Origin of the sequence: Streptomyces sp. NPDC060027, assembly GCF_042737005.1 — a bacterium.
GTDB lineage: Bacteria > Actinomycetota > Actinomycetes > Streptomycetales > Streptomycetaceae > Streptomyces.
In genome coordinates this window covers 1-21,140 of record NZ_JBHWVI010000151.1, presented here as the reverse complement: position 1 = coordinate 21,140, position 21,140 = coordinate 1, and the positions used below count along the sequence as shown (strand labels likewise).

The window sequence follows — 21,140 nt, the reverse complement described above, 5'->3', positions numbered from 1 at the left end:
ATCCACGAAGGATTCGGTGGGGTCCCGACGGGCGACGGTTCGCCGGCCTGGCGATGCCACGGACGCGCACACACTCCGGACCGCGTCACCCTCGGTGCGCGATCAGTGCTCGCGCGGCGCGGGCACGACACGCTCCACCTCGGGGTGGACGGTGAGCAGCTGCCGCATGGCCGTCTCGGCCGCGGCACCGTCGGCAGCCGCGAGGGCGTCGACGATGCGGGCGTGATGTCCCAGCGAGGCGTCGTTCGGTCGGTCACAGCCGGTGACCGGGTTACCGGAAATCTGGAGGGCCGCCGAGACGATCCCCGAGAGGTGCTCCAGCATCCGGTTGCCCGCGAGCTGGATCAGCAGGGAGTGGAACTCGGCGTCAGCCCGCGAGAACGTGAGGGCGTCGCCCTGAGCCATGGAGTGGCCCATGATCTCGACCATGTCGCCGAGCCGCTGCTGGATCTCCTCGCGCCCATGTCCGGCCGCGAGGCGCGCGGCGAGCGGCTCGATGGTCCAGCGGAGCTCGCTCAGCTCGCGCCGCTGGTCGTCCCGCTGCGGCCCGAAGGCCCGCCACTCGATGATGTCCGAGTCGAGAAGGTTCCAGTCGCTGACGGGCCGCACGCGCGTGCCGACGTTCGGGCGGGCGCTGACCAGCCCCTTGGCCTCCAGGACGCGGAGCGACTCACGGACGACGGTCCGGGAGACCTCGAACCGCTGGCCGATCTCCTCGGGGACGAGCGGACGGTCCGCGCCGAGGTCTCCGGAGACGATCATCTGGCCGAGCTGCTGGACGAGTTGGCCGTGCAGTCCGCGTCCGCGGCTGCCCGCGGCGCGCCGGCCGACGCGGCCGAGCTCCGGCTCGGCGCTCGCCCACACAGGGGCGCCCACGCGGTCGACACCGGGGGCGTCGGCATAGGGGTAACGGTCGAGTTCGCCCGGTCCGGCCAGGCCGGAGTCTGAGGAACGGGCGGCGGTCATCATGGTCTGCGCAAGGGTACTCACGGGTCTTTTGTCGGCGCCGATTCCAACTCCCTTGAGGTCTTTGGTGAAAAGCACACGAAAGGGTGATCGCTCACCCCGTCGCAATTGACGCCTTATCGGAAAGAAATGGGCGTTCTTCGGGGAGTTGTGCGCACAGGGGGAACGGAAGGGTGCGGACAGTCGTCATCGGACCCGGCTCCGCAGGGTCGTGAGCAGATATGCGCAGAGCAGAGCGGCCAGCGACAACATCAGCGCTCCGCCCACAGGTTGGGCGAGCACCCGCACACCCGCCGCCAGGTAGCGCTCCCCACCGAACGGCCACTGCATCAGGACGAGCTCCCGAAGCCGCTCCGGGAACCCGGCCGCCGACCGCACAGACGGCCCCTGCAAGACCCTTTGTACGAGGGGTACGACGACGATCGGCACGGCGAGCACCGCCGCGAGCCCGGCGGCGGTGGACCGGAAGATGCCCGCCGCCAGCACGCCCGCCCACGCGCAGCCCATCACCAGGCCGAGCCAACTCGCGCTCAGCGAAAGCCAGTCCGGCGGAACTCCGGTGAGCTCCCGTCCGTAAACGAGGTAGAGCACTTCGAGGTCGCATCCCACCGTGAGGAATGCCAGCATCAGCGCGGCGCCCGAGGCGACGAGGAGCTTGGCGGTCAGCAGTCCCAGGCGGCGCGGGACGGTGCCGCGGTCCGTGGCCAGGGCGGGGTGGCGGAACTCCTCGCCGAAGGCGACGGCACCCAGCAGCCCGGCGCCGAGCGCGGCGGGCGGCAGCGGGAGTTCCCGCGGCCACGCCGCCAGCAGACGCGGCTGAGGCGTGTGACCGATTCTGGCCAGGAGGACGGACAGGAGGGCCGAGGTGACGAGAACGGCGGCCGCCGTGAGGTAGCCGGTGCCGACACCGGCCGCCCTGCGCAGTTCGTAGCGCAGAGGACGCAGCGGGCTCGGGGCCTGGCGTACGGAGATGGGCGGCGGGAGGGGGGAGAGGTCGTTCGCGTCCGCCGTCTCGGAGGGCGGCTCCTCGGTCCGGTGCTCGCCCGCTTCGGCGGACGGGGTCGGCTCCGGCCCCATGTCGCCCGTCTCGTCGGCGAGTTGGTGTACGAGGATGCCGTGCCGGAAGGCGATCTCACCGACGTCCGCGCAGGTGCTGCCGTACACCGAGAGCCGGTTGCCCTCCTCGCGCACGACTTCGACGGAGCGCTGCGCCGTGCGGGCCTCCTTGGTCAGCAGGGAGCCGAGCCGGGCGGCGTGCGGGCTGCGGACGGCGACCCGAGGCCGGAGCCGGGTGCGGGCGAAGTCCGCGGCCTCCTGGTCGGCGACGAGGCGGCCCTGCTCCAGCGTGACGACCCGGTCGGCGGTGCGCGCGGCCTCCTTGGGGTCGTCCGTGGTGAACAGCACCGTGCCGCCCTGTGTCGCGTGTGCGCGCAGAATCCCGTGCAGCCAGCGGCGCTCTCTGGCGCACAGGCCGTCCGTCGGATCGTCGAGCACGAGGGTGTGCGGGTCGGACAGGAGCGCGCAGGCCAGCCCGAGTCGGCGGTCCATGCCGCGGGAGAGCGTGCCCAGGCGCTCGTCGCGGAGGCTGACGAGCCCGACCACCTCGAGCACTTCGTCGGCGCGACGCACGGGCACGCCGGCGGCGGCGCACAGCATGCGGAGTTGACCGCGGACCGTGCGCGCGGGATGGCCCGGTACCTCGCCCATGAGCACGCCGACCTCGCGTGAGGGATGGGCGATCCGGTGCAGCGGCCGACCGCGGAAGTAGGTGACCCCGCGGCCCTGTTGGAGTTCGAGCATGAGCTTCAGCGCCGTCGTCTTGCCCGCGCCCGGGGCTCCGAGGAGCGCTGTGAGGTGGCCCGCGCGCGCCTCGAAGGACACGTCGTCCACTGCGGGCGGACGCGCCTTGCGGGTGTTGCTGGTCAGTCCGATGGCCTGGATCACTCGAAGCAAGATAGCGCGACATTTCCGAATTTCCGGGCACCTTGCGGCTCGCCTCGGGCGGGCCTCACGGCTCTCGCGGCCATGCGGAGGCTCCCGAGCCCTGAAGCGGGTTCGCCGCCCTCGTCAGACCTCGGGGCGCAGCATCGGCGGATTGAGCAGTGTGGCGCCGCCCGCGCGGAACAACTGGGCGGGGCGGCCGCCCTGGCGCGTGGTCGTGCCCCCTGTGGGCACCAGGAAGCCCGGTGTGCCCGTCACCTTGCGGTGGAAGTTGCGCGGGTCGAGCGCCACGCCCCAGACGGCTTCGTAGACACGGCGCAGCTCGCCCACGGTGAACTCGGTGGGGCAGAAGGCGGTCGCCAGGGACGAGTACTCGATCTTGGATCGGGCGCGCTCCACGCCGTCCGAGAGGATCTGGGCGTGGTCGAAGGCGAGGGGAGCCGCCTGCTCCCCGTCTCGGCCGTACCCGCCCTGTTGCAGCAGTTCCTCGACCGGTGCCCAGCGCGCGCTGTTCGCGTCGCCGCCCGCCCTGGGCGCGGGCAGGTCGGGGGCCAGCGCGAGATGCGCGACGCTGACCACCCGCATCCGGGGGTCACGCTTGGGGTCGCCGTAGGTCGCGAGCTGCTCGAGGTGCGCGCCGTTGTCCTGCGCGGGCACGGAGGGGTCGTGGGCCCGCAGGCCCGTCTCCTCGGCCAGCTCACGTGCCGCGGCCTGGGCCAGATCCTCGTCGGTCCGTACGAAGCCGCCGGGCAGCGCCCATCGCCCCTGGAACGGCTGCTCGCCCCGCCGTACCGCCAACGCGCAGAGGGCATGGCGGCGTACGGTCAGCACGACCAGGTCCACGGTCACGGCGAAGGGCGGAAAGGCTGACGGGTCGTAGGGCATGCCGCGATCATAGTCGTCTGCCTGACGATAAACACCTCCTTCGGCAGCTCCGTCCATGGTTGATCGACTCGCGTCCGGCGGCACTCCACGACCGGGAACACTCGCTCCGGAACGCGCCCCGTCACATCCCCAGCTGCAGCCCGTCGCCCGCCTCCTCGACCATGGCGACACCGAGTCTGCTGACACGTACGGAGAAGGGCGCGCCCGAGATCCGCAGGCCCGTGAGAGCGATCTCGCCCAGTGGCGCATCGCGGAACGGGCGCAGGGTCACGGTCCGTGCGGGCGCATCGGGGCGGATCCCGGCCAGTGAGCTGAGCAGGAGCACGCCGGCCGCCGCGGAGATGGCCGCGGGCCTCGATGCCGCCGGATGGGGAAGCGGGGCGCTCCCCTGTGTGCGCTGCTCCCCGGCGTACATCTCGGGCAGCCGGTTGCCGAAGGACTCGGCCGCGGCCAGTACGCCCCGCAGCAGCGAGGCGGCCTCCTTCTCGTAGCCTGCGGCGGCGAGCCCCGCGACGGCGACGGCCGTCTCATGAACGCGCACGGCCCCGCTGCGATGGCCGAACGGGTTGTACGCCGCCTCCTTCGCCCCCAGGCTGCGCAACCCCCAGCCCGAGTCCATGGCCGGGCCGCCGAGCAGCCGCGCGAGTTGTTCGGTCCGCACCTTGTCGAGCAGACCGGGGGCCAGTTGTCCGGAGCCCAGCAGACCGGTGTCGAGGAGATGGGAGGTGCTCGAACCGGGCTGGGGCACGAGGCGCCCGTCCGCGGTGCGGGCGGCGGCCGGTCTGTCACCGCCCCGGTCCTCGACCCAGAAGTCGTCGCGAAACGCCGTCCGCAACGCCTGGGCCCACTCGCGCAGCCCCGTGCCACCGGTCCGGTCGTGCGCGTCGAGCAGATCGGCGCCGAGCAGCGCCGCGCGGTGTGCGTGTGCCTGCGTCTCGCAGCGAAACGGTCCGCCCGGCTGCGGGTCGGGCAGATACGTGCCGTCGCCGGCCGTGGTCCGCAGCCAGTCCAGACACCGCTCGGCCGCGGGCAGCAGTTCCTCGACCTCCTGCTCGGCCAGCCCCCAGCGACGGGCCTCCGCGAGGAGCACGGGGAAGAGCAGCGTCGCCTCGGTGGCCGTGCAGCCCGGCGGCAGGTGTGGCCCACCGTCCCGGAGCGGTCCCGGGATCAGTCCGGAGCGCGGTCCCGGACCGGCGAGTTGGGTGCGGGCGAGGGTCCGCAGAGTGCCCGCGGCGAGCCGTGTACCGAGCGGCAACGTCATCCGGGCCGCGGCCAGGGCCTCGGCCGGCGCCAGCCCGCAGCGCCATGGGGCTCCGGCGGCCAGGTGGGTGTCGGCCGGATGCCGGGAGTCGCGCAGCAGCAGGGCCCCGAGGTCCTCGACGCAGGTGCGCAGGAGCGCTTCGACCCCCGGCACGTCGCTCACCGCCCGGGCCTGGGCGAACGGGCTCGCGGCGCCGCGACCCACCGCCCTGATCGGCCCTTGGCCGTCCGGCCGGACGCGCAGTTCCACGCTGAGGGTGCCGCCCGGCGGCAGCTCGAGTTCCCAGCGCAGCAGTCCGGCCGAGGCCAGGGCGTCGGCGGGAGGCGGATCGGCGGTGACGGTCGCGTGCCCTGTGGCACAGGACCAGCGCAGGCCGGAGGCATGGACGCTGGCCGGCAGCTCGGGCCCGGCTCGGCCCGAGGCGACCGCGCCCAGTTCCGCGAGATCCGTCCCGAGGGCGACCTCGACGGGCAGGCGCAGTGTGCGAGGGGCCGAGCTCCGCAGGGTGATCCGCTCGACGCCGTCCGCATGACGTGTTCTTTCGACGACCACGTCCGGATCCGGTCCGGCATCGCGGGACGCGCGCACCGTGCCCACGAAGCGGGCTCGGTCGGCCGCGAGCATGCGGGCCTGCATCGCGAGCGGTTCCCGGCCGGCGACCCGCACCTGGCAGCGGGACAGCACGCGTCGACCCGCGCGGTAGAAGCCCTCCAGCCCGCGGCCGTTCAGTTGTCCCTCCTCCGTGGAGATCACCAGTCCTGGAAGTGCGACACAGATCAGAGAGGTGTGGGCGGGCGGCAGTTCTACCGTTGGTCCCGGAACGGGAAGGGGCGTCTGGGCGGCGCCGGGGCCGCGCCCTGCCGGGACGAAGGGCGTACCGGTGTCCCACCCCGCTCGTGGTGCCTCCGGGGCGCCCCGCTGTCTGACGGGCTGGGCGGACTCGCGCCCGGGCGGACGGCCGCCGTCGGGGGCCGAGGACGGATGGGGCATGGGCATGGGTGGCTTCCTCCGCGCTCGGTGCGCCTGGAGCGCGTTCGGCTTCGGGTGGGGACTCCGCAGGGGCAGGGTCCGGGGTGTTGCGGCGGCGCAACCCCGGCCACGGAATCCGCCACTCAGGTGAACGGGGCAGCCCTGTCCGGGGTCACGCCTTGCCCCGGGAAGCCGACCGAATGGCGGTGGAGCGACCGACGGGCCTGACAGCCACCCGCCGAGCGGACGCCGGCCACTCACTCGTCCTCCCCGCACCACGCCATCCCCTCTCGCGCCGCTCCCGCACCCGACCGACCTCCGTCCCTCGCTCACCCCTGTCCGTCGCCGAGCTGCGAGGCGTCGTGGGCCGGGCGACGTCCTTGGGCGCTCACGGACCCGGGGCCGCGCCGGCCCGGGCGGCTTCCGCCGTTCACGTTCGGCCGGGTCCGGCGGCGACGCCGAGCGGCCGGCGTCGAGGGACGGGTGTCCGGCGCGAGGGAAGCGCACGTCGGGTCTCCCGCTCGGAGCGGGGCGCCGGAATCGGTCGACGGCTCCGCCTGTGTCGAGCCACGGTCCGTACCCTCCGCCCGCAGGCAACGTCGGACGGATTCCGGATCCAAGCCCTCATTGCACGCCTGATGGAGGAGCCGGGCGAACAGATAGTCGGGGTCGGCGCCGAGCGCCATGGCGAGCGCTTCTCGTGCCTCCAGCTCGTCGCCCATGGACCAGGCGACCCATCCCGCGAGGGTGAGGGGCGCCGCCGCGTGCTCACGGTAGGGACCGACACAACGGCGGGCCAGTGCTCGCCACAGCCGCAACGCCGGGCCTGCCTCGTCACCCTCCATCCACTGCGCCGCACGGTCACGGGCCGTGCGGTCCTGGAGACCGAGGATCAAGGTGGCGGCCTCGTCGTTCTCCAGGAGTCCGTCGTCGCGGAGGTCCGCCGGACGCGTACCGGACACGGGTGGAGCGTCCGCCAGCCGGTCCCTGATCCGGCGGGCCAGTGCGAGGGCCTCCTCGGCCACCTCCGCGCGGCTCTCGTCCTCCAGGATCCTCGGCACGAGGGCCATGCTGGCCGTGTCGAGCGCCACCTCTTGGCCCAGCGCGTCGCCGGTCTCCCAGGGAACGAGCCTGGCTGTCAGGTCCTTCAGGGATCCGCGCACCTGCAGGCCCGCGTACGTCGCGGCGGCGGCGAGGACGGACGTACCGGGCAGCCCCATCGGCGTGCCTTTGGCCGGGCAGCACCCCTGACCGGGGCAGGTGTACGACCAGAAGCGGCCGTCCGAGATACAGAGAGCCTCGATCACCGGAACGTCGAGGCGTCCGCAGGCCGTCCGCAGCAGCTGCGCGAGCGGGCGCAGGCGTTCCATGACCTCCTGCCCCGATTCACCGCTCCCGGGTTCCTGACAGAGATACGCGACCATGCTCTCGGGGCGGGCGCCTCGCCGCTCGCTGCCCTTCACCAGACCCTGCGCGAGCTGGTCCGAAACGGACGGCCAGTCCTCCGCGTGGGCGGGGATGCCGAGGCGGGCCCGGCCCCCGAACCTCCCTCGGCGCTCCCGGTCGTGCAGGGCGACCAGCACGATGCTGTCCTCAGGCCGGTACCCGAGGAGATAGGGCAGTGCGTCGGCCAGCTCTGCCGGGGTACGCAGAGTCACCTGATGTTCCGTGCCGGGGCCGCCCCCGTGCCGGGCCTCGCCGGCCAGGCTCGCGCCACCCGGGTGGTGCCGGCCGCCAGGGACCGTACCGCCCGGGACCTGTGGCTCGGGCTGACGGCCCGGCCGGTTCCTGCGCTCGGGTCCGGATCGGCCGCCCGTGCCGTTCCGCCCGTCGCCCGTGTGGCCACCGGCCCCGCTCCGGCCGCCGCCATCGCGCTCGCCACCGGATCGATCGCGCCCGCGGTTCCCGTCGCGTCCGTCGACCGCGCCGATGTTCTCTTCGCCGGACCTGCCGGCCGCTTCGTCGTGATTCGTCATGCGGTGACCATCCCGCGGATCACGAAATTCCGGTTCGGCCTGTGGATAACCATCACCATGATCACGCCAGAAGTTGTCCACAGCTCGACGGGCTCGTTCGCGCTTTGTCCGACCCATCGGGTTGCATGGAGCCATGACCAACGAAGACCCGCGACCCGCAGCCACCGACAACGCACACGACGCAGCCCGCGAAGACCTGCGCGCGGCGGCCGATGCCGTCCTGGCCCGCCTCGTCGGGGCTGGCGACGCCCGGCTGCGCGAGGACCAGTGGCGCGCCATCGAGGCGCTGGTGGCCGACAAGCGCCGGGCACTGGTCGTACAGCGCACCGGCTGGGGCAAGTCCGCGGTGTACTTCGTCGCTACGGCGCTGCTGCGCGAGCGGGGCGCCGGGCCCACGGTGATCGTCTCCCCGCTTCTCGCGCTGATGCGCAACCAGGTCGAGGCGGCGGCCCGCGCCGGAATCCGCGCGCGGACGATCAACTCCTCCAATACGGAGGAGTGGGAGACGATCCAGGCCGAAGTCGCGGCGAGCGAGGTCGACGTCCTCCTGGTGAGTCCGGAGCGGCTGAACAATCCCGACTTCCGCGACCAGGTGCTGCCCAAGCTGGCCGCGGCCACCGGCCTCCTGGTGGTCGACGAGGCGCACTGCATCTCCGACTGGGGCCACGATTTCCGGCCGGACTACCGACGCCTGCGCACCATGCTCGCCGACCTCCCGACCGACACCCCGGTGCTGGCCACCACCGCGACGGCCAACGCGCGCGTGACGGCCGATGTCGCCGAGCAGCTGGGAACCGGAGTGAGCACCGACGCGCTGGTCCTGCGCGGCCCCCTGGACCGGGAGAGTCTGAGTCTTTGCGTGCTGCGCCTGCCGGACGCCGCGCACCGGATGGCCTGGCTCGCCGAGCATCTGAACGACCTGCCGGGCTCCGGCATCATCTACACGCTCACCGTGGCCGCGGCCGAGGAGGTCACCGCGTTCCTGCGGCAGAGCGGATACACCGTGGCGTCGTACACCGGGAAGACCGAGAACGCGGACCGCCAGCAGGCCGAGGAGGACCTGCTCGCCAATCGCGTCAAGGCACTGATCGCGACGTCGGCCCTGGGCATGGGCTTCGACAAGCCCGACCTGGGATTCGTGGTGCACCTGGGCTCCCCGTCCTCCCCCATCGCCTACTACCAGCAGGTGGGACGCGCGGGACGCGGTGTGGAACACGCGGAGGTGCTGCTCCTGCCGGGCAAGGAGGACCAGGCGATCTGGGAGTACTTCGCCTCGATCGCCTTCCCTCCGGAGGAGCAGGTGCGGCGCACCCTGGACGTGCTGGCTCGGGCCGAGCGGCCGCTCTCGCTGCCCGCGCTCGAACCACTCGTGGAGCTGCGCAGGTCCCGCCTGGAGACCATGCTCAAGGTGCTCGACGTGGATGGAGCCGTGCACCGGGTCAAGGGCGGTTGGACCTCCACGGGCTCGCCCTGGACGTACGACACCGAGCGCTACGCGTGGGTGGCCAAGCAGCGGGCGACGGAGCAGCAGGCGATGCGGGACTACGTAGCGACGACCGGCTGCCGTATGGAGTTCCTGCGGCGGCAGTTGGACGACGAGGGAGCCGTACCGTGCGGGCGCTGCGACAACTGCGCGGGCGGCCGTTTCCAGGCGGCGGTGTCCTCCGCCGCGCTGGACGCGGCTAGCGGCGAGCTGGACCGGGCGGGTGTCGATGTCGAGCCCCGGAAGATGTGGCCGACCGGGCTGCCGGCGGTCGGCGTCGACCTGAAGGGACGTATCCCGGTCGGTGAACAAGCCGCTCCGGGGCGTGCCCTGGGACGGCTCTCCGACATCGGATGGGGCAACCGGCTGCGGCCGATGCTCGCCCCGCAGGCACCGGACGGGCCCGTTCCGGACGACGTCGCCAAGGCCGTGGTCGGCGTCCTCGCCGACTGGGCGAAGGGTCCGGGCGGCTGGGCCTCCGGACAGCCCGACGCGCAGCCGCGCCCGGTCGGCGTGGTGACCGTCGCCTCGCGCTCGCGGCCTCAGCTGATCCAGTCGCTCGGTGCGCGGATCGCGGAAGTCGGCCGACTTCCGCTGCTGGGATCCGTGGAGTACGTCGGCGAGGTCTCGCAGATCTCCCGGAGCAACAGCGCCCAGCGGCTGAAGGCGCTGGATGGGGCGTTGTCCGTGCCTCCGCGGCTGGCCGACGCCCTGGCAGCGGCAGATGGTCCGATTCTGCTGGTGGACGACGCCACGGAGACGGGCTGGACGCTGGCGGTGGCGTCGCGGATGCTTCGCAGAGCGGGCGCTCAGGCGGTGTTGCCGCTGGTCCTCGCCGTACAAGCGTGAATCGCGTGTCGCGATTCGGAACACTGGGCAGGTATATAGGACGCTAATCGCCCGAAAACGGTCCGTGGCCCCAATTGCTCGTTGCCGCAACCCAGTTCGACAGGAAGAATTGAGCTCCGCTCCCCGCACGGTTCGCCCGTGGTCCGGTAGGGCTCTGCTGCGGCGTGCCATTCCCCCAAGTCCGACCCCGCCCGCTGTATGGGCACGTAGCCGAAGGGAGGACCGTGACCTTCGGATTCGCTCCGTCCTCGGCGGCATCCATGTCGACGTCTCCCGACCTGTCCGCCGCTTCCGCCAACCCACTGGCCCGCATGCTCGAACCCGCCGAATGGGCCTCGGCCGGAATTCCGCTTCTGCGCGATCCCCGTGAGGTCGTCAGCGGACTGCACGCTCGGCACCGGCCCAGACCGTCGACCGCGATCGTGGCAGTGCTCGATCCGGAGGAACGGCTCATGGCGAGTGCGTCCTTCACCCGGCGTTCGGCACCGGCCGACGGCTGGATGTTCCGCAACTCGCTGCTCGCGCAACTCCGCCGGGTCATCCCGCACGACCTGCGGCGCCGTTCCCCCGTGCATACGGCCGTGCTGCTGTACTGCCGGGACGGCGACGGGCGTTGGACGGAAGAGGACGGGGCGTGGATGTGGGGACTGCGGGATGCCTGCACGCTCCACGGACTCCGGTGCGGGGCGTACATCACGCTGACACGTGACGGCTGGCAGGTTCTCGGCGAGGGCCGCGGCGGACGCCGCCCCAACTCCGACTCGACACCGGAGTTCTTCGCGGGCGAGGTGCTGCCGCCTCTGCCCCGCACCGGAGGCGCCGCGTCGGAGATCATGCGCCGGGCGGCCGCCCGCTGAGACGCGGGCGAGTCTCAGGGGACACCGGCCCGCCCTCCGAGGGAAGGCGGGCCGCACACGTCCGACGAGCCCGATCCGGGGCCGTGTCGCTCACTCGTGCGTACGCCATGGACGCGCGGCACGGATGCCGGGCGCAGGCATGCCCTCGATCACGCGACGGAACCCACTGGGCAGCGGGAGTACGCATCTGCTGGCGTGCACATGCCATACGTGACGGTGGACATGGAACGAGATCGATCGCCATTCCGGTGGCATCCACCAGAGGCGGGCAAGCCCCGCAGCCATGCGCCGGAATCCGCACCAGGCGCGCGCCATACGGACAGCGCGGGACGGGACGCCCCCTGCGTGTGGACGCGTTGTGGGTAGGCGAAAGCGATCGCCGTGCAGGTGCCGCCGCGGCGGCACCCTCAGCGTCCCGCCGAACGCGTTCCGAACCGGGTCCGGAACGCGCTCAGACGCCCGCGCCCAGAACCGAGTTGATCTGCTGCGGGTCGCCGCAGACGATCAACAGGGCACCGGCCCGGCCGAGGGCCAGGGGCAGCGCGGTGGCGAGGACCTCGCCGGAGCCGCCGTTGACCGCGGCCACGACCACGGGGCGGGACACGGCCCGGCCCGCGGCGGAGGCGTCGGCGTAGAAGACGTCGTCGCCGGCGTCGTGCTGCGCCCAGTAAGCGGCCTCGCCGAAGGAGAGTTCGTGCGCGGCCCACGGGTGCGGATCGCCGGTGGTGATCACCAGCACCTCACCGGGGGCTCGGCCCGACTCCAGCAGCAGGTCGACGGCTTCTTCTGCGGCGTCCAGCGCGCCCTCGGCCGAGGCCGGGATGAGCTGGATCCGCGGGGTGACGGCAGCGGGTGCGGCCGCCTTGGCGGACGGTCCCGGCGTGGCCACGACCGGCTCACGCGGGGCGCGTTGGGCCGGCACAGGCCGGACAGGACCCGGACGGCCGGGACGCGGCGGAGCCGCGGGACGGGGACCGGGTACAGGGCGGGGGGTCGGCGCGGTGCGGCCAATGGCCGGAGTGACGCGGGGACCCTGGGCACTCTCGTGAATCTGAGGCTCCTCGGGAATGAGAGGCATGAGCTGATATCTATCAAACGCCGGTGCGACTCGCGTCGGCGGGTGGCACATGAGTACGAACGGAATCGTCAGAAATCGAAGCCGAGCTGGCCCTCGATCTCCGGAACGTTTCCGTCCGCCCAGCTGCGGGCCTTCTTGAGATGCCGCCACTGGGGCAGCGCATCAAGATACGCCCACGACAACCGGTGGTACGGGGTGGGGCCCCGCTCCTCCAGCGCGGCTTTGTGGACCGGCGACGGGTACCCGGCGTTGGCCGCAAAACCGAAGTCTGCATGGTCGACACCCAGTTCGGCCATCATTTTGTCGCGCTGAACCTTGGCGATCACCGAGGCCGCCGCGACGGCGATACAGGACTGGTCGCCCTTGATCACCGTGCGGACCTGCCAGGGAGCTCCGAGATAGTCGTGCTTCCCGTCGAGGATGACCGCGTCGGGGCGGACCGGCAAGGCCTCCAGGGCGCGTCCGGCCGCGAGGCGCAGGGCGGCCGTCATCCCCAGCTGGTCGATCTCCTCCGGGGAGGCGTGCCCGAGGGCGTACGACGTCACCCATTTCTCCAACTCCACGGCGAGCGCGGTCCGGCGCTTGACGGTCAGGAGCTTGGAGTCGGTGAGGCCCTCGGGCGGTCGGCGCAGTCCGGTGACGGCGGCGCAGACGGTGACGGGACCGGCCCAGGCACCGCGTCCCACCTCGTCGACACCGGCAATGACCTTCGCTCCGGTCGTGGCGCGGAGGGAGCGCTCGACGGTGTGGGTGGGGGGTTCGTACGGCATGGCGCCCTCAGACTACGCCGCTCGGAGCCCCGCGCGACAACCAGGTTCCCCGAGCGTCCGGCGAGCCCGCGCCGGAGCGGGTCAGGCACCCCTCCCGCGCAGCAGCGGGACCATCAGCTGGTCGATCATCTCCTGGAGATCCTGATCGCTCCATTCGCTCGCGCACACCTTGGAGCGGTACATCATCATCGCCGGGATGGCGTCGAAGACGTACGCGTTCGCGGCGTCGGGACGCACCTCACCGCGGTCGATACCTCGGTGGATGACCTCACGAAGCAGTCCCATGGTGGGTTCGACGACCCCGCCGAGGATCACCCGGTTGAAACGTTCGGCCTGGTTCACATCGCATTCGTGAAGCACTGAGCGAAGCGCGAGTCCCGTCTGCGAGAACATCGCCGCGCGTACACGCCGGCAGAGTTCCAGCAGGTCCTCCCGGATGCCGCCGAGGTCGGGAGCCTCCGCCTGGTTCGGCAGCCCGGCCTGGAGCGCGTCCGCGACCAGATCCTCCTTGGACGGCCAGCGGCGGTAGACCGCGGCCTTGCCGGTCTGGGCGCGCGCGGCCACACCTTCCATGGTGAGGCCGTTCCAGCCGACCGTGCCGAGCTGTTCCAGCGCGGCTTCCAGGATGGCGCGCTCGAGCACGGCACCGCGCCGGCGCGAGGAGGCCGCCTGAGCGGGGGCGGCCGTCCAGCGCGAAGTAACCATCAGAGTGTCTCCGTCGTGCAGGGGAGCGAAATTCGGGGAGGTTCGGGCTTTTGCGGGGAGGAGCGATCGAGTTGACGTCCGCGGGCAGCAACTTCAGTGAACGCTTGCGTTCACTGTCGGGGACTCACTACCGTTGACGCGACAGTGAACGCGAGCGTTCACTAACGCACTTGTGGGGGAAGCATAGTGACAACCTCTCAGTTGATTCAGGACACCAAGCCGGGTGCGGCCCGCCGGGAGGGGCATCCCGGCATCGCGCTCACCGTCATCGCGGCCTGCCAACTCATGGTGGTACTCGACGCGACGATTGTGAATATCGCACTCCCGCACATTCAAGACGCCCTCGCCTTCAGTACGACCGACCTGACATGGGTGATCAGCTCATACACCCTCACCTTCGGTGGCCTGCTGCTCCTCGGCGCGCGGGCCGGTGACATCCTGGGCCGGCGCCGGGTCTTCATGGCCGGCATCCTGCTGTTCACCTTCGCCTCGCTGCTCGGCGGACTCGCCCAGGAGCCCTGGCAGTTGCTGGCGGCGCGCGCTCTGCAGGGGGTCGGCGGCGCGATCGCGTCACCGACGTCGCTGGCCCTGATCACCACCACGTTCCCCGAGGGCCCGGAGAGGAACCGGGCGTTCGCGGTCTTCGCGACGGTCTCCGCGGGTGGTGGCGCCATCGGTCTGCTCGCCGGGGGCATGCTCACGGAGTGGCTCGACTGGCGGTGGGTCCTCTTCGTCAACGTACCCATCGGCATCCTGATCGCCGTCCTCGCCCCGCTGTACATCAACGAGTCCGAACGCCACCCAGGACGTTTCGACATCGCGGGCGCGCTCACCTCGACAGCCGGCATGGCGTCGCTGGTGTACGGCTTCATCCGCGCCGCCGAGGCGGGCTGGCGGGACAACCTCACGATCGGGTCGTTCGTCGCGGCCGTCGCCCTCTTGCTGGCCTTCACCGCCATCGAGACGCGGGCCAAGGAGCCCATCACCCCGCTGCGGATGTTCGCCGACCGCAACCGCTCGGGCACGTATCTGATCATGCTGAGCCTCGCGGCCGCGATGTTCGGCATGTTCTTCTACATCGTGCTCTTCGTGCAGAACGTGCTGGGGTACAGCCCGATCTCGGCCGGCGTGGCCTTCCTTCCGGTGACGGTCGCGATCGCGGTCGGCGCCGGTCTTTCGCAGCGGTTCCTGCCGGTGCTGGGTCCCAAGCCGTTCATGGTCACCGGATCCGCACTCGTCGCCCTCGGGCTCGGCTGGCTGACCTTCATCAGCCCCGACAGCTCGTACGCCGGCGGAGTCCTCGGTCCGATGCTGCTGTTCGGCTTCGGCATGGGCCTGAACTTCGTGACGCTGACGGTGACCGCGGTCTCCGGTGTCGCCCAGCACGAGGCGGGGGCGGCCTCCGGCCTGCTCAACGTCACACAGCAGGTCGGCGGTTCCCTCGGCCTCGCCATCCTCACCACGGTCTTCGGCACCGCCGGCCGCGACGAGGCGGAGAAGCAGTTGCCGAAGTTCCTGGCGGACGGCTCGGCCGAGCAGAAGGCGGAGTTCGCCAAGACCCACCAGTTGCCTGCACCTTGGGGTCACGAAGTGCTCGCTCAAGGCATCTCGACCGCATTCGTACCGGCGGTGGCGATGGCCCTGCTCGCCCTGATCACCGCGGCACTGGTGATCAAGGTACGCAAGAGCGATCTGGACGCCCTGGCCGGCACGGCGGGACCCGCCGCGGGCTGAGGCCGGAGCCGCGGACGGCCGCGTCGTGGTCGGGAAGAGACCGACGGCGAACACGGTCCGGCCGTCCGCTGCGTGAAGCCGAGGGCGGGCACCCCTGCCGAAGCGGAGGCGCCCGTGTCGGACGGGCTACACGGCGAGGCGCGCACACGAACCCGACCCGTCGCTCAAAGGCCCAGGCCGACGGGAGGCGTCTCAGCGGTACATGAGGTCGCTCGACAGGTCGCTGCACGAACTCCAGTCGGCGGACGCGGCCGGCGGGCGGTCACGGAGGATGTCCCGGGCTCGGGCCGCGCCCCAACTGGTCGCGTACCAGGGTGTGTCGTCCTCGCCCAGGTCATCGGCGATCGAGTTCAGCACGCAGGAGCGCATCGGCTCCTTGAGCTTGTCGAGGGCGGGTACGGCGTCGGCCGACAGGTCTCGCGCGTACTCGAGGTCGAATTTGCCCGTGTCCTCGTACCGCTGGACATTGCGCTCGGCGATCAGACCGTCCGGCGACATCAGCCCGAACGCGAGCACGCCGGCCGCCGCACTGGCAGCGACGACGCGGGGCAGCCAGCGGGCGCCCCACACCCCGGCCGCCATGATCAGCGCGATGACCAGCCCCAGCCACAGCTCCCCTGCCACCACCGACAACCGCAGCCGCGTCAGCCCGTACGCCTCCACATACATGTCCATACGTCGCACAGCGGATGCCACGACAACGAGCGCCAGGCCGCAGAGAGTTCCCAGCACACCCCGTACCAGCTTCGGGTCGCTCGCGTCGTCCCGCGGCGCCCAGCGCAACGCGAACACCACGACGAGCAGGGTCAGCAGCGTGACGAGCAACAGCTGCCAGAAACCCTGACGCGCGTACTCGGCGTACGTCTGACCGGTCTTGTCCAGTACGGCGTCGTAACCGCCGAAGAGGACGGCGAGCTGGACGGCGTTGAAGGCCGCGAAGAGCACGACGAGCACGATCAGCGGCAGGGCCCACTCGACGCGGTTGCGCGGACGCCCGGCGGGCACCACGACCCGGTCCCACTGCGTCGGCGCGGCTGCCGTGTGGGCCGCGGCCAGCGCTCCGACCAGGCCGAACACCAGGAGCACCAGGCGCCAGGGGCCGCCGGAGACAGAGGTGTCCGGCACCAGGTCGCCGAGCAGATTCGCGAAGGCCGCGTCGGCCCCGGCGAACAGCGCCCCGAAGACCAGAAGCAGGACCGCGGTCACCACGAGCGCGCGCAGCCCGACACCCACGGTGCGACGGGCCCCGCCGAATCGTTCCCGCAGCCCACGCCAGCCCCACGCGGGGCCGGTGACCACGGAGTTGAAGACGCCGATGGGGCCCAGCAGGACCGCGGGCCAGGTGCGTCCGCCGTGCAGCGCGAGCGACCCGAGCGCGATCGCCGTCACGACGGCGAGGAACGACGGCCAGTCCGCGTCCCGCAGGGCGGGCACGCTCAGCAGACCGATGCCGCCGATGCCCCAGACGAGGGTCCACGCGCGCGTGCGGCGTCCCGCGGCCCGGCCCGCGAAGTACGCGGCGAGCGAGGCGGGTATCGCGACCAGCAGAAGGTTGATCGCCAGGCCGTCGTCCAGGAGCAGCATGCTCAGCACGCCGGTCGCGAGCACGGCCCACAGCGTGGGCGTACGCACCGGGGCGGGCGGCGTGACCTGGAGATCGGCCGACCACGAGCCATGCGTGGGCGACAGAGGCGCCCAGTCGGTGCTTGCGTCGCTCGCTCGAGCGGCCTGCGCCCGGGGCGTCACGTCCCTGTCGGCCTTTCGGGCGGAATGTACCCCGGGCGTCCCGTCCGCGTCGGCCACTCGGGGGGCTCGCTCCTCGGGCTCCTCGGGCTTTTCGTCCCCGCCGGCCTCTCGGGCGACCCGACCCGCGGGCTCGGGCTCCGCGGACACCTCCTCGCCGGCCTCCTCGTCGGCACGACCCTCGGGCTCTTCCTCGTCCCCGGGCTCTGCCGTGTCCCCGGGCTCCTCCCCGGCGCCCGGTTCGGCCGTCTTCCCCGTGGGGTCGGATTCGGGGCCGGGCCGCCCCGTCGATCCCGGTCCGGTCGGATCCGTGGAATCCTCCGGCTCCGCTGCCTCCGGAAGCCTCTTCTCGGCCTCCGGAACCTCCTTGCTCGCTTCCGGGCTCTTCGGCTTCGCCGGCGCCCCGTCTCTCGGCTCGGGCGTGGACGGTATGTCGGGCAAGGGATCCCCTCCCAGCCGGTCTCCGGGCAGCCCGCAGCGCGCCATCGCGGCGGGGAGGCTGCCGACCGGTGTCTCGTCGGCACACGCCCGACATGATCAACGGGCGGCGTGGCGCACAGGGTATCCACGGGCAACGGGGCCGACGGTGGGGCTGCTGGGCTGTAGCAAGCCTGTGACACAGCCCGACGGCCTGCCCTACGGAGGCCGACGTGACGGCTTTCCGAGGACTCCCCGAGGGACGCCCGCGGCACCGCTCGTGCGCCTCGGCCCGCGGGCCACAGCTCGATGGCCCGGGGAGCCCTCCCCGCCGTACGCCCTACGCGTCGCCGGCCGTACGCCCGTACGCGGGCCGCGGTACCCATTCCGGCAGCGTCTCCGTGGCGTCCAGCCATGCCGCGGGTGGCGCTCCGGCCTTCCCGGAGGCGACCACGCCGCCCACGATGGAACAGGTCGTGTCCACGTCGCCGCCGACCTGGGCGGTGACCCAGAAGCCTTCTTCGTAGTCGCCCAGGGCGCGGGCTGCCGACCAGAGGGCGAAGGGGACGGTGTCGTGAGCCGACGTACGCCGTCCGCAGCCCAGTACGGCTGCGACGGTCGCGGCGTCCCCGTAGTCGAGCATGTCCCGGGCGCGCCGCAGTCCCGCGCCCACGGCGCTGCGCGGTACGAGCGCGATCACGCCGTCGAGCAGGGCCTCGGCGCTCGGCGGGCCCGCCGGGTCGGCGGCCAGCGCGGCGGCCGCGGCGACGGCCATGGCCCCGACCACGGCCTCACGGTGCTGGTGCGTGGGATAGGCGGAGATCTCCGCCTGGTGGGTCGCCTGCTCCGGGTCGTCGGCGTACCAGGCCCCGAGGGGGGCGATCCGCATCGCCGCGCCGTTGCCCCAGGAGCCCTGTCCCTTGAAGAGGGCGGACGCCAGCTCGCGCCAGTCGCCGCCCTCACGGATCTGCCGCAGCAGCCGATTGACCGCGGGGCCGTAGCCCCGGTCGAAGTCGTGGTGGTCGGCGAAGGAGCGGGCCAGTTCGTCCTGGTCGATGCGGTGGTGTGCGGCCAGAACCGCGACCACCGAGCCGGCCATCTCGGTGTCGTCAGTCCACTGCCAGGGGCGGGGCGGCAGCTCTCGGCGCTTCAGCAGCGGGTAGTTCGCGGGCACGAAGAACTGCGAGCCCAGCGCGTCCCCCACCGCGAGTCCGCGCAGGCTGGCCAGGGCGCGGTCGTGGCGCCCGTCGGGAGAGGAGTCAGCGATCATCGCCCTGCCACTCTATCCGGTGACTCCGTACGATTCCGGATCACGCCATTGCTCGAAGGGACGATCAAGGGTGTATCTGCCGTCCTCCCCCAGAACGAGCATCCGCACCTCGCCGTTCCCCGGGTTCGAGAGCGATTCGAACTCGGCGACCGTCCAGTGGAACCAGCGCATGCAGAACAGCCGCATGGCCAGGCCGTGGGTCACCAGGAGCACGTTCGGCGGATGGTCGGGGGCCTCGAAGCTCCGGTACAGGCTCTCCAGGAAACCACCGACCCGGTCGTACACGTCGGCACCGGACTCGCCCTGCGCGAACCGGTAGAAGAAGTGCCCGTACGCATCGCGATAGGCCTTCTGGAGACGTACGTCGTCACGGTCCTGCCAGTTGCCCCAGTCCTGCTCCCGCAGTCGCGGCTCCTCGCGCACCCGGACCTGCCCGGGGTCGAGGTGGAACGCGCGGAGTGTCTGGTGGGTGCGACGGTACGGGGAGACGTAAACGCTTACGCGCTCCCGGCCGAAGACTTCGCGCAGCTGTTTGCCGGTGTCCTCCGCCTGTTGCCACCCCGTCTCGGTGAGCGCCAGAGCGTGGTCGGGCTCGCGTTCGTACACGGTGTCATCGGCATTGCCCACCGACTCGCCGTGCCGGACAAGGACGATGCGCCGTGGTCGTGCCATGCCAAGACCCTAGATCGTATCGGCGCGGATCGAGCAGTCGTACCGGCCCTATACGGCGCATGTCACACCGTTCCTGCACATCAGGGCCGACTCGGAGCGCGTGCCGTCAGACGATCCAGCCGGGTTCCAGCTGCACGATGTCCCCCGCCAGGGCGGCTATGTCGGCCTCGATCTGGGCGCGCAGCGCCAGCCTCTCCACCCGCTCGGCACGGTACTTGCCGTGCTCGGCGGCCGATTTCCACATGGACAGGACCAGGAACTCGCTGCCGGGCGCCTCGCCGAACAGGCCGCGCACCATGCCGGGCGAACCCGCCATCGCGGGGTTCCAGACCTTCTCCTGCATCAGGGCGAAGTGCTCGGCACGGTCCTCGTGGACCCGGCAGTGCGCGACCCGCACCACGTCGGCGTCCGTGAAGCGCGGCTCGAAGCCGGTCTTCACGTCGAAGCGGTGGTCGAACAGTTTGACCTGGGAGTCCTTGAAGGTGCCCGACTGCGCGGCGGCGAGCCGGTCATGGGACCGGGCCATGAAGGAGTCGTAGAAGGCACGACTCTCCCAGAAGGCGAAGATGTGCGCGACGCCGGACCGCCCCACACTCCATCCTCCGCCCTGTCCCCGGAATCCCGGCTCCCCCAGAAGCCCCGCCCACTTTCGCTGCCCCCGTTCGAAACCGCGGCGATCGACCACGGTGCAGCGAATCCACTTGACCAGCACCGCGCCATCGTAAGGCCACGGAACGTGGCGCCGGTCACTCTCCGGCGCAGTGGATCCGCGCGAGCTCCCCGGCGCGCGTGACACGATGGGCAACCGGCCATGCCCGCAGGGCAGTTGGGCCGGTGATTGTTGAAGAACGGGGAGGGAAAATCCGGTGAACGGTCTCAACAAGGGCATCCGCAAGGCCGAGTTGGCAGTGAAGTGGGATCCGAGTCCCGTAGGTGAGCCCGCGACCGACCTCGACATCATCGCGGCGACCTATCTGGCGTCCGCACCCCAGGGGAACCCGGACTACGTGGTGTATTTCGGCAGCCGCTCGCCGGACGGCACCATCTATCTGAACCGCGACAGCAAGGACGGCAAGGGCTTCGGCTGGGACGAGGTCATGACCCTCGAACTCGACCGCCTGGACAGCCGTTACGGGCGCGTGGTGGTGGGCGTGCTCATCCAGCAGCGCACCGGACCGAAGACGTTCGTCGGCGTCCTCAATCCCGGCTTCCGCCTGCGGGAGGGCTACACCGTCCTGACCGAGGGCGACTTCGGCGATGTCCTGGGCGCGACGGCCGCGACCATCGGGGAGTTCGTACGCGACCACTCCGGGGAGTGGACGTTCCATCCCGGCATCCACGGCTACGACACGGACCCGGCGACCTTCGCCAGGGTCATGGGCAGCCCCCAGGAGGCGTGAAGCGCACTCCCCCGCAGCCCGGTCGCGCATCCCGCCCGACGGCCCTCGCACAGGGCCCCGCATGACCGCCTCCGCGCAACAGGCCCCCGTAGAACCGCCTTTTCGAAACAGCGCTCTCCGTAGGACCGCGAAAAGGCCGGGAGGGGCGGCACGGCCATCGGCTG

General features: G+C 71.7%; 16 protein-coding genes. 4 read left to right on the top strand and 12 right to left on the bottom strand.

Features of this window, described 5'->3' with window-relative positions; translation table 11 throughout:
• Positions 1-102: 102 nt before the first annotated feature.
• From ACFWBT_RS29835 to ACFWBT_RS29815, 5 genes are all read right to left on the bottom strand, one after another.
• Positions 103-990, bottom strand: coding sequence for a FadR/GntR family transcriptional regulator (locus ACFWBT_RS29835; RefSeq protein ID WP_385705900.1), 888 nt, complete (start codon positions 988-990; stop codon positions 103-105).
• A gap of 162 nt (positions 991-1,152) precedes the next feature.
• Positions 1,153-2,910 carry an ATP-binding cassette domain-containing protein gene (locus tag ACFWBT_RS29830; protein ID WP_385705898.1) on the bottom strand — a complete coding sequence of 586 codons (1,758 nt, stop codon included), beginning with the start codon at positions 2,908-2,910 and terminating at the stop codon, positions 1,153-1,155.
• Between the two features lie 123 nt (positions 2,911-3,033).
• Positions 3,034-3,792 (bottom strand): NUDIX hydrolase, encoded by a 759-nt coding sequence (locus tag ACFWBT_RS29825; RefSeq protein WP_266763418.1) that lies wholly within the window; start codon positions 3,790-3,792, stop codon positions 3,034-3,036.
• 121 nt (positions 3,793-3,913) lie between these two features.
• On the bottom strand, positions 3,914-6,043 hold the full coding sequence (locus ACFWBT_RS29820; protein ID WP_385705902.1) for a glycogen debranching N-terminal domain-containing protein: 2,130 nt from the start codon (positions 6,041-6,043) through the stop codon (positions 3,914-3,916).
• A 308-nt stretch (positions 6,044-6,351) separates the two neighbouring features.
• On the bottom strand, positions 6,352-7,680 hold the full coding sequence (locus tag ACFWBT_RS29815) for a DUF4192 domain-containing protein (RefSeq protein WP_385705896.1): 1,329 nt from the start codon (positions 7,678-7,680) through the stop codon (positions 6,352-6,354).
• A 451-nt stretch (positions 7,681-8,131) separates the two neighbouring features.
• On the opposite strand from ACFWBT_RS29815, the gene ACFWBT_RS29810 reads away from it, so the two are divergent.
• Together ACFWBT_RS29810 and ACFWBT_RS29805 are read left to right on the top strand one after the other, a co-directional pair.
• On the top strand, positions 8,132-10,330 hold the full coding sequence (locus tag ACFWBT_RS29810; protein WP_385705895.1) for a RecQ family ATP-dependent DNA helicase: 2,199 nt from the start codon (positions 8,132-8,134) through the stop codon (positions 10,328-10,330).
• Between the two features lie 224 nt (positions 10,331-10,554).
• Positions 10,555-11,187, top strand: coding sequence for a hypothetical protein (locus tag ACFWBT_RS29805; RefSeq protein ID WP_385705893.1), 633 nt, complete (start codon positions 10,555-10,557; stop codon positions 11,185-11,187).
• A 451-nt stretch (positions 11,188-11,638) separates the two neighbouring features.
• On the opposite strand, the gene ACFWBT_RS29800 is transcribed toward ACFWBT_RS29805, so the two are convergent.
• The 3 genes from ACFWBT_RS29800 to ACFWBT_RS29790 form a co-directional block, all read right to left on the bottom strand.
• Positions 11,639-12,265 (bottom strand): hypothetical protein, encoded by a 627-nt coding sequence (locus ACFWBT_RS29800; protein ID WP_385705891.1) that lies wholly within the window; start codon positions 12,263-12,265, stop codon positions 11,639-11,641.
• Between the two features lie 68 nt (positions 12,266-12,333).
• Entirely contained in the window at positions 12,334-13,035 is a 702-nt protein-coding gene (locus tag ACFWBT_RS29795) for a ribonuclease HII (protein WP_385705889.1), read from the bottom strand.
• Positions 13,036-13,116: 81 nt separating this feature from the next.
• Positions 13,117-13,740: a TetR/AcrR family transcriptional regulator gene (locus ACFWBT_RS29790; RefSeq protein WP_385705887.1), complete on the bottom strand. Its 624-nt coding sequence runs from the start codon at positions 13,738-13,740 to the stop codon at positions 13,117-13,119.
• Positions 13,741-13,926: 186 nt separating this feature from the next.
• Between ACFWBT_RS29790 and ACFWBT_RS29785 the strand changes: the two genes are divergently transcribed.
• Positions 13,927-15,474, top strand: a complete 1,548-nt coding sequence (locus ACFWBT_RS29785; RefSeq protein WP_385705885.1) for an MFS transporter — start codon at positions 13,927-13,929, stop codon at positions 15,472-15,474.
• A gap of 192 nt (positions 15,475-15,666) precedes the next feature.
• On the opposite strand, the gene ACFWBT_RS29780 is transcribed toward ACFWBT_RS29785, so the two are convergent.
• From ACFWBT_RS29780 to ACFWBT_RS29765, 4 genes are all read right to left on the bottom strand, one after another.
• Positions 15,667-17,082 (bottom strand): DUF4153 domain-containing protein, encoded by a 1,416-nt coding sequence (locus ACFWBT_RS29780; RefSeq protein WP_385705883.1) that lies wholly within the window; start codon positions 17,080-17,082, stop codon positions 15,667-15,669.
• Positions 17,083-17,974: 892 nt separating this feature from the next.
• The gene (locus ACFWBT_RS29775) at positions 17,975-18,904 is read right to left on the bottom strand and encodes an ADP-ribosylglycohydrolase family protein (protein ID WP_385705882.1); all 930 of its coding nucleotides are present in this window, start codon (positions 18,902-18,904) and stop codon (positions 17,975-17,977) included.
• Between the two features lie 12 nt (positions 18,905-18,916).
• Entirely contained in the window at positions 18,917-19,576 is a 660-nt protein-coding gene (locus ACFWBT_RS29770) for a histidine phosphatase family protein (RefSeq protein ID WP_385705880.1), read from the bottom strand.
• 106 nt (positions 19,577-19,682) lie between these two features.
• Positions 19,683-20,288: a YdbC family protein gene (locus ACFWBT_RS29765; protein ID WP_385705878.1), complete on the bottom strand. Its 606-nt coding sequence runs from the start codon at positions 20,286-20,288 to the stop codon at positions 19,683-19,685.
• A gap of 154 nt (positions 20,289-20,442) precedes the next feature.
• Between ACFWBT_RS29765 and ACFWBT_RS29760 the strand changes: the two genes are divergently transcribed.
• On the top strand, positions 20,443-20,976 hold the full coding sequence (locus ACFWBT_RS29760; protein ID WP_351535420.1) for a TerD family protein: 534 nt from the start codon (positions 20,443-20,445) through the stop codon (positions 20,974-20,976).
• Positions 20,977-21,140: the final 164 nt, after the last annotated feature.

Bases quoted from the DNA above. Each gene is read 5' to 3' on its own strand.
- ACFWBT_RS29820 (WP_385705902.1), bottom strand. From the start codon at position 6,043: ATGCCCCATCCGTCCTCGGCCCCCGACGGCGGCCGTCCGCCCGGGCGC.
- ACFWBT_RS29775 (WP_385705882.1), bottom strand. From the start codon at position 18,904: ATGATCGCTGACTCCTCTCCCGACGGGCGCCACGACCGCGCCCTGGCC.
- ACFWBT_RS29770 (WP_385705880.1), bottom strand. From the start codon at position 19,576: ATGGCACGACCACGGCGCATCGTCCTTGTCCGGCACGGCGAGTCGGTG.
- ACFWBT_RS29790 (WP_385705887.1), bottom strand. From the start codon at position 13,740: ATGGTTACTTCGCGCTGGACGGCCGCCCCCGCTCAGGCGGCCTCCTCG.
- ACFWBT_RS29825 (WP_266763418.1), bottom strand. From the start codon at position 3,792: ATGCCCTACGACCCGTCAGCCTTTCCGCCCTTCGCCGTGACCGTGGAC.
- ACFWBT_RS29810 (WP_385705895.1), top strand. From the start codon at position 8,132: ATGACCAACGAAGACCCGCGACCCGCAGCCACCGACAACGCACACGAC.
- ACFWBT_RS29795 (WP_385705889.1), bottom strand. From the start codon at position 13,035: ATGCCGTACGAACCCCCCACCCACACCGTCGAGCGCTCCCTCCGCGCC.
- ACFWBT_RS29800 (WP_385705891.1), bottom strand. From the start codon at position 12,265: ATGCCTCTCATTCCCGAGGAGCCTCAGATTCACGAGAGTGCCCAGGGT.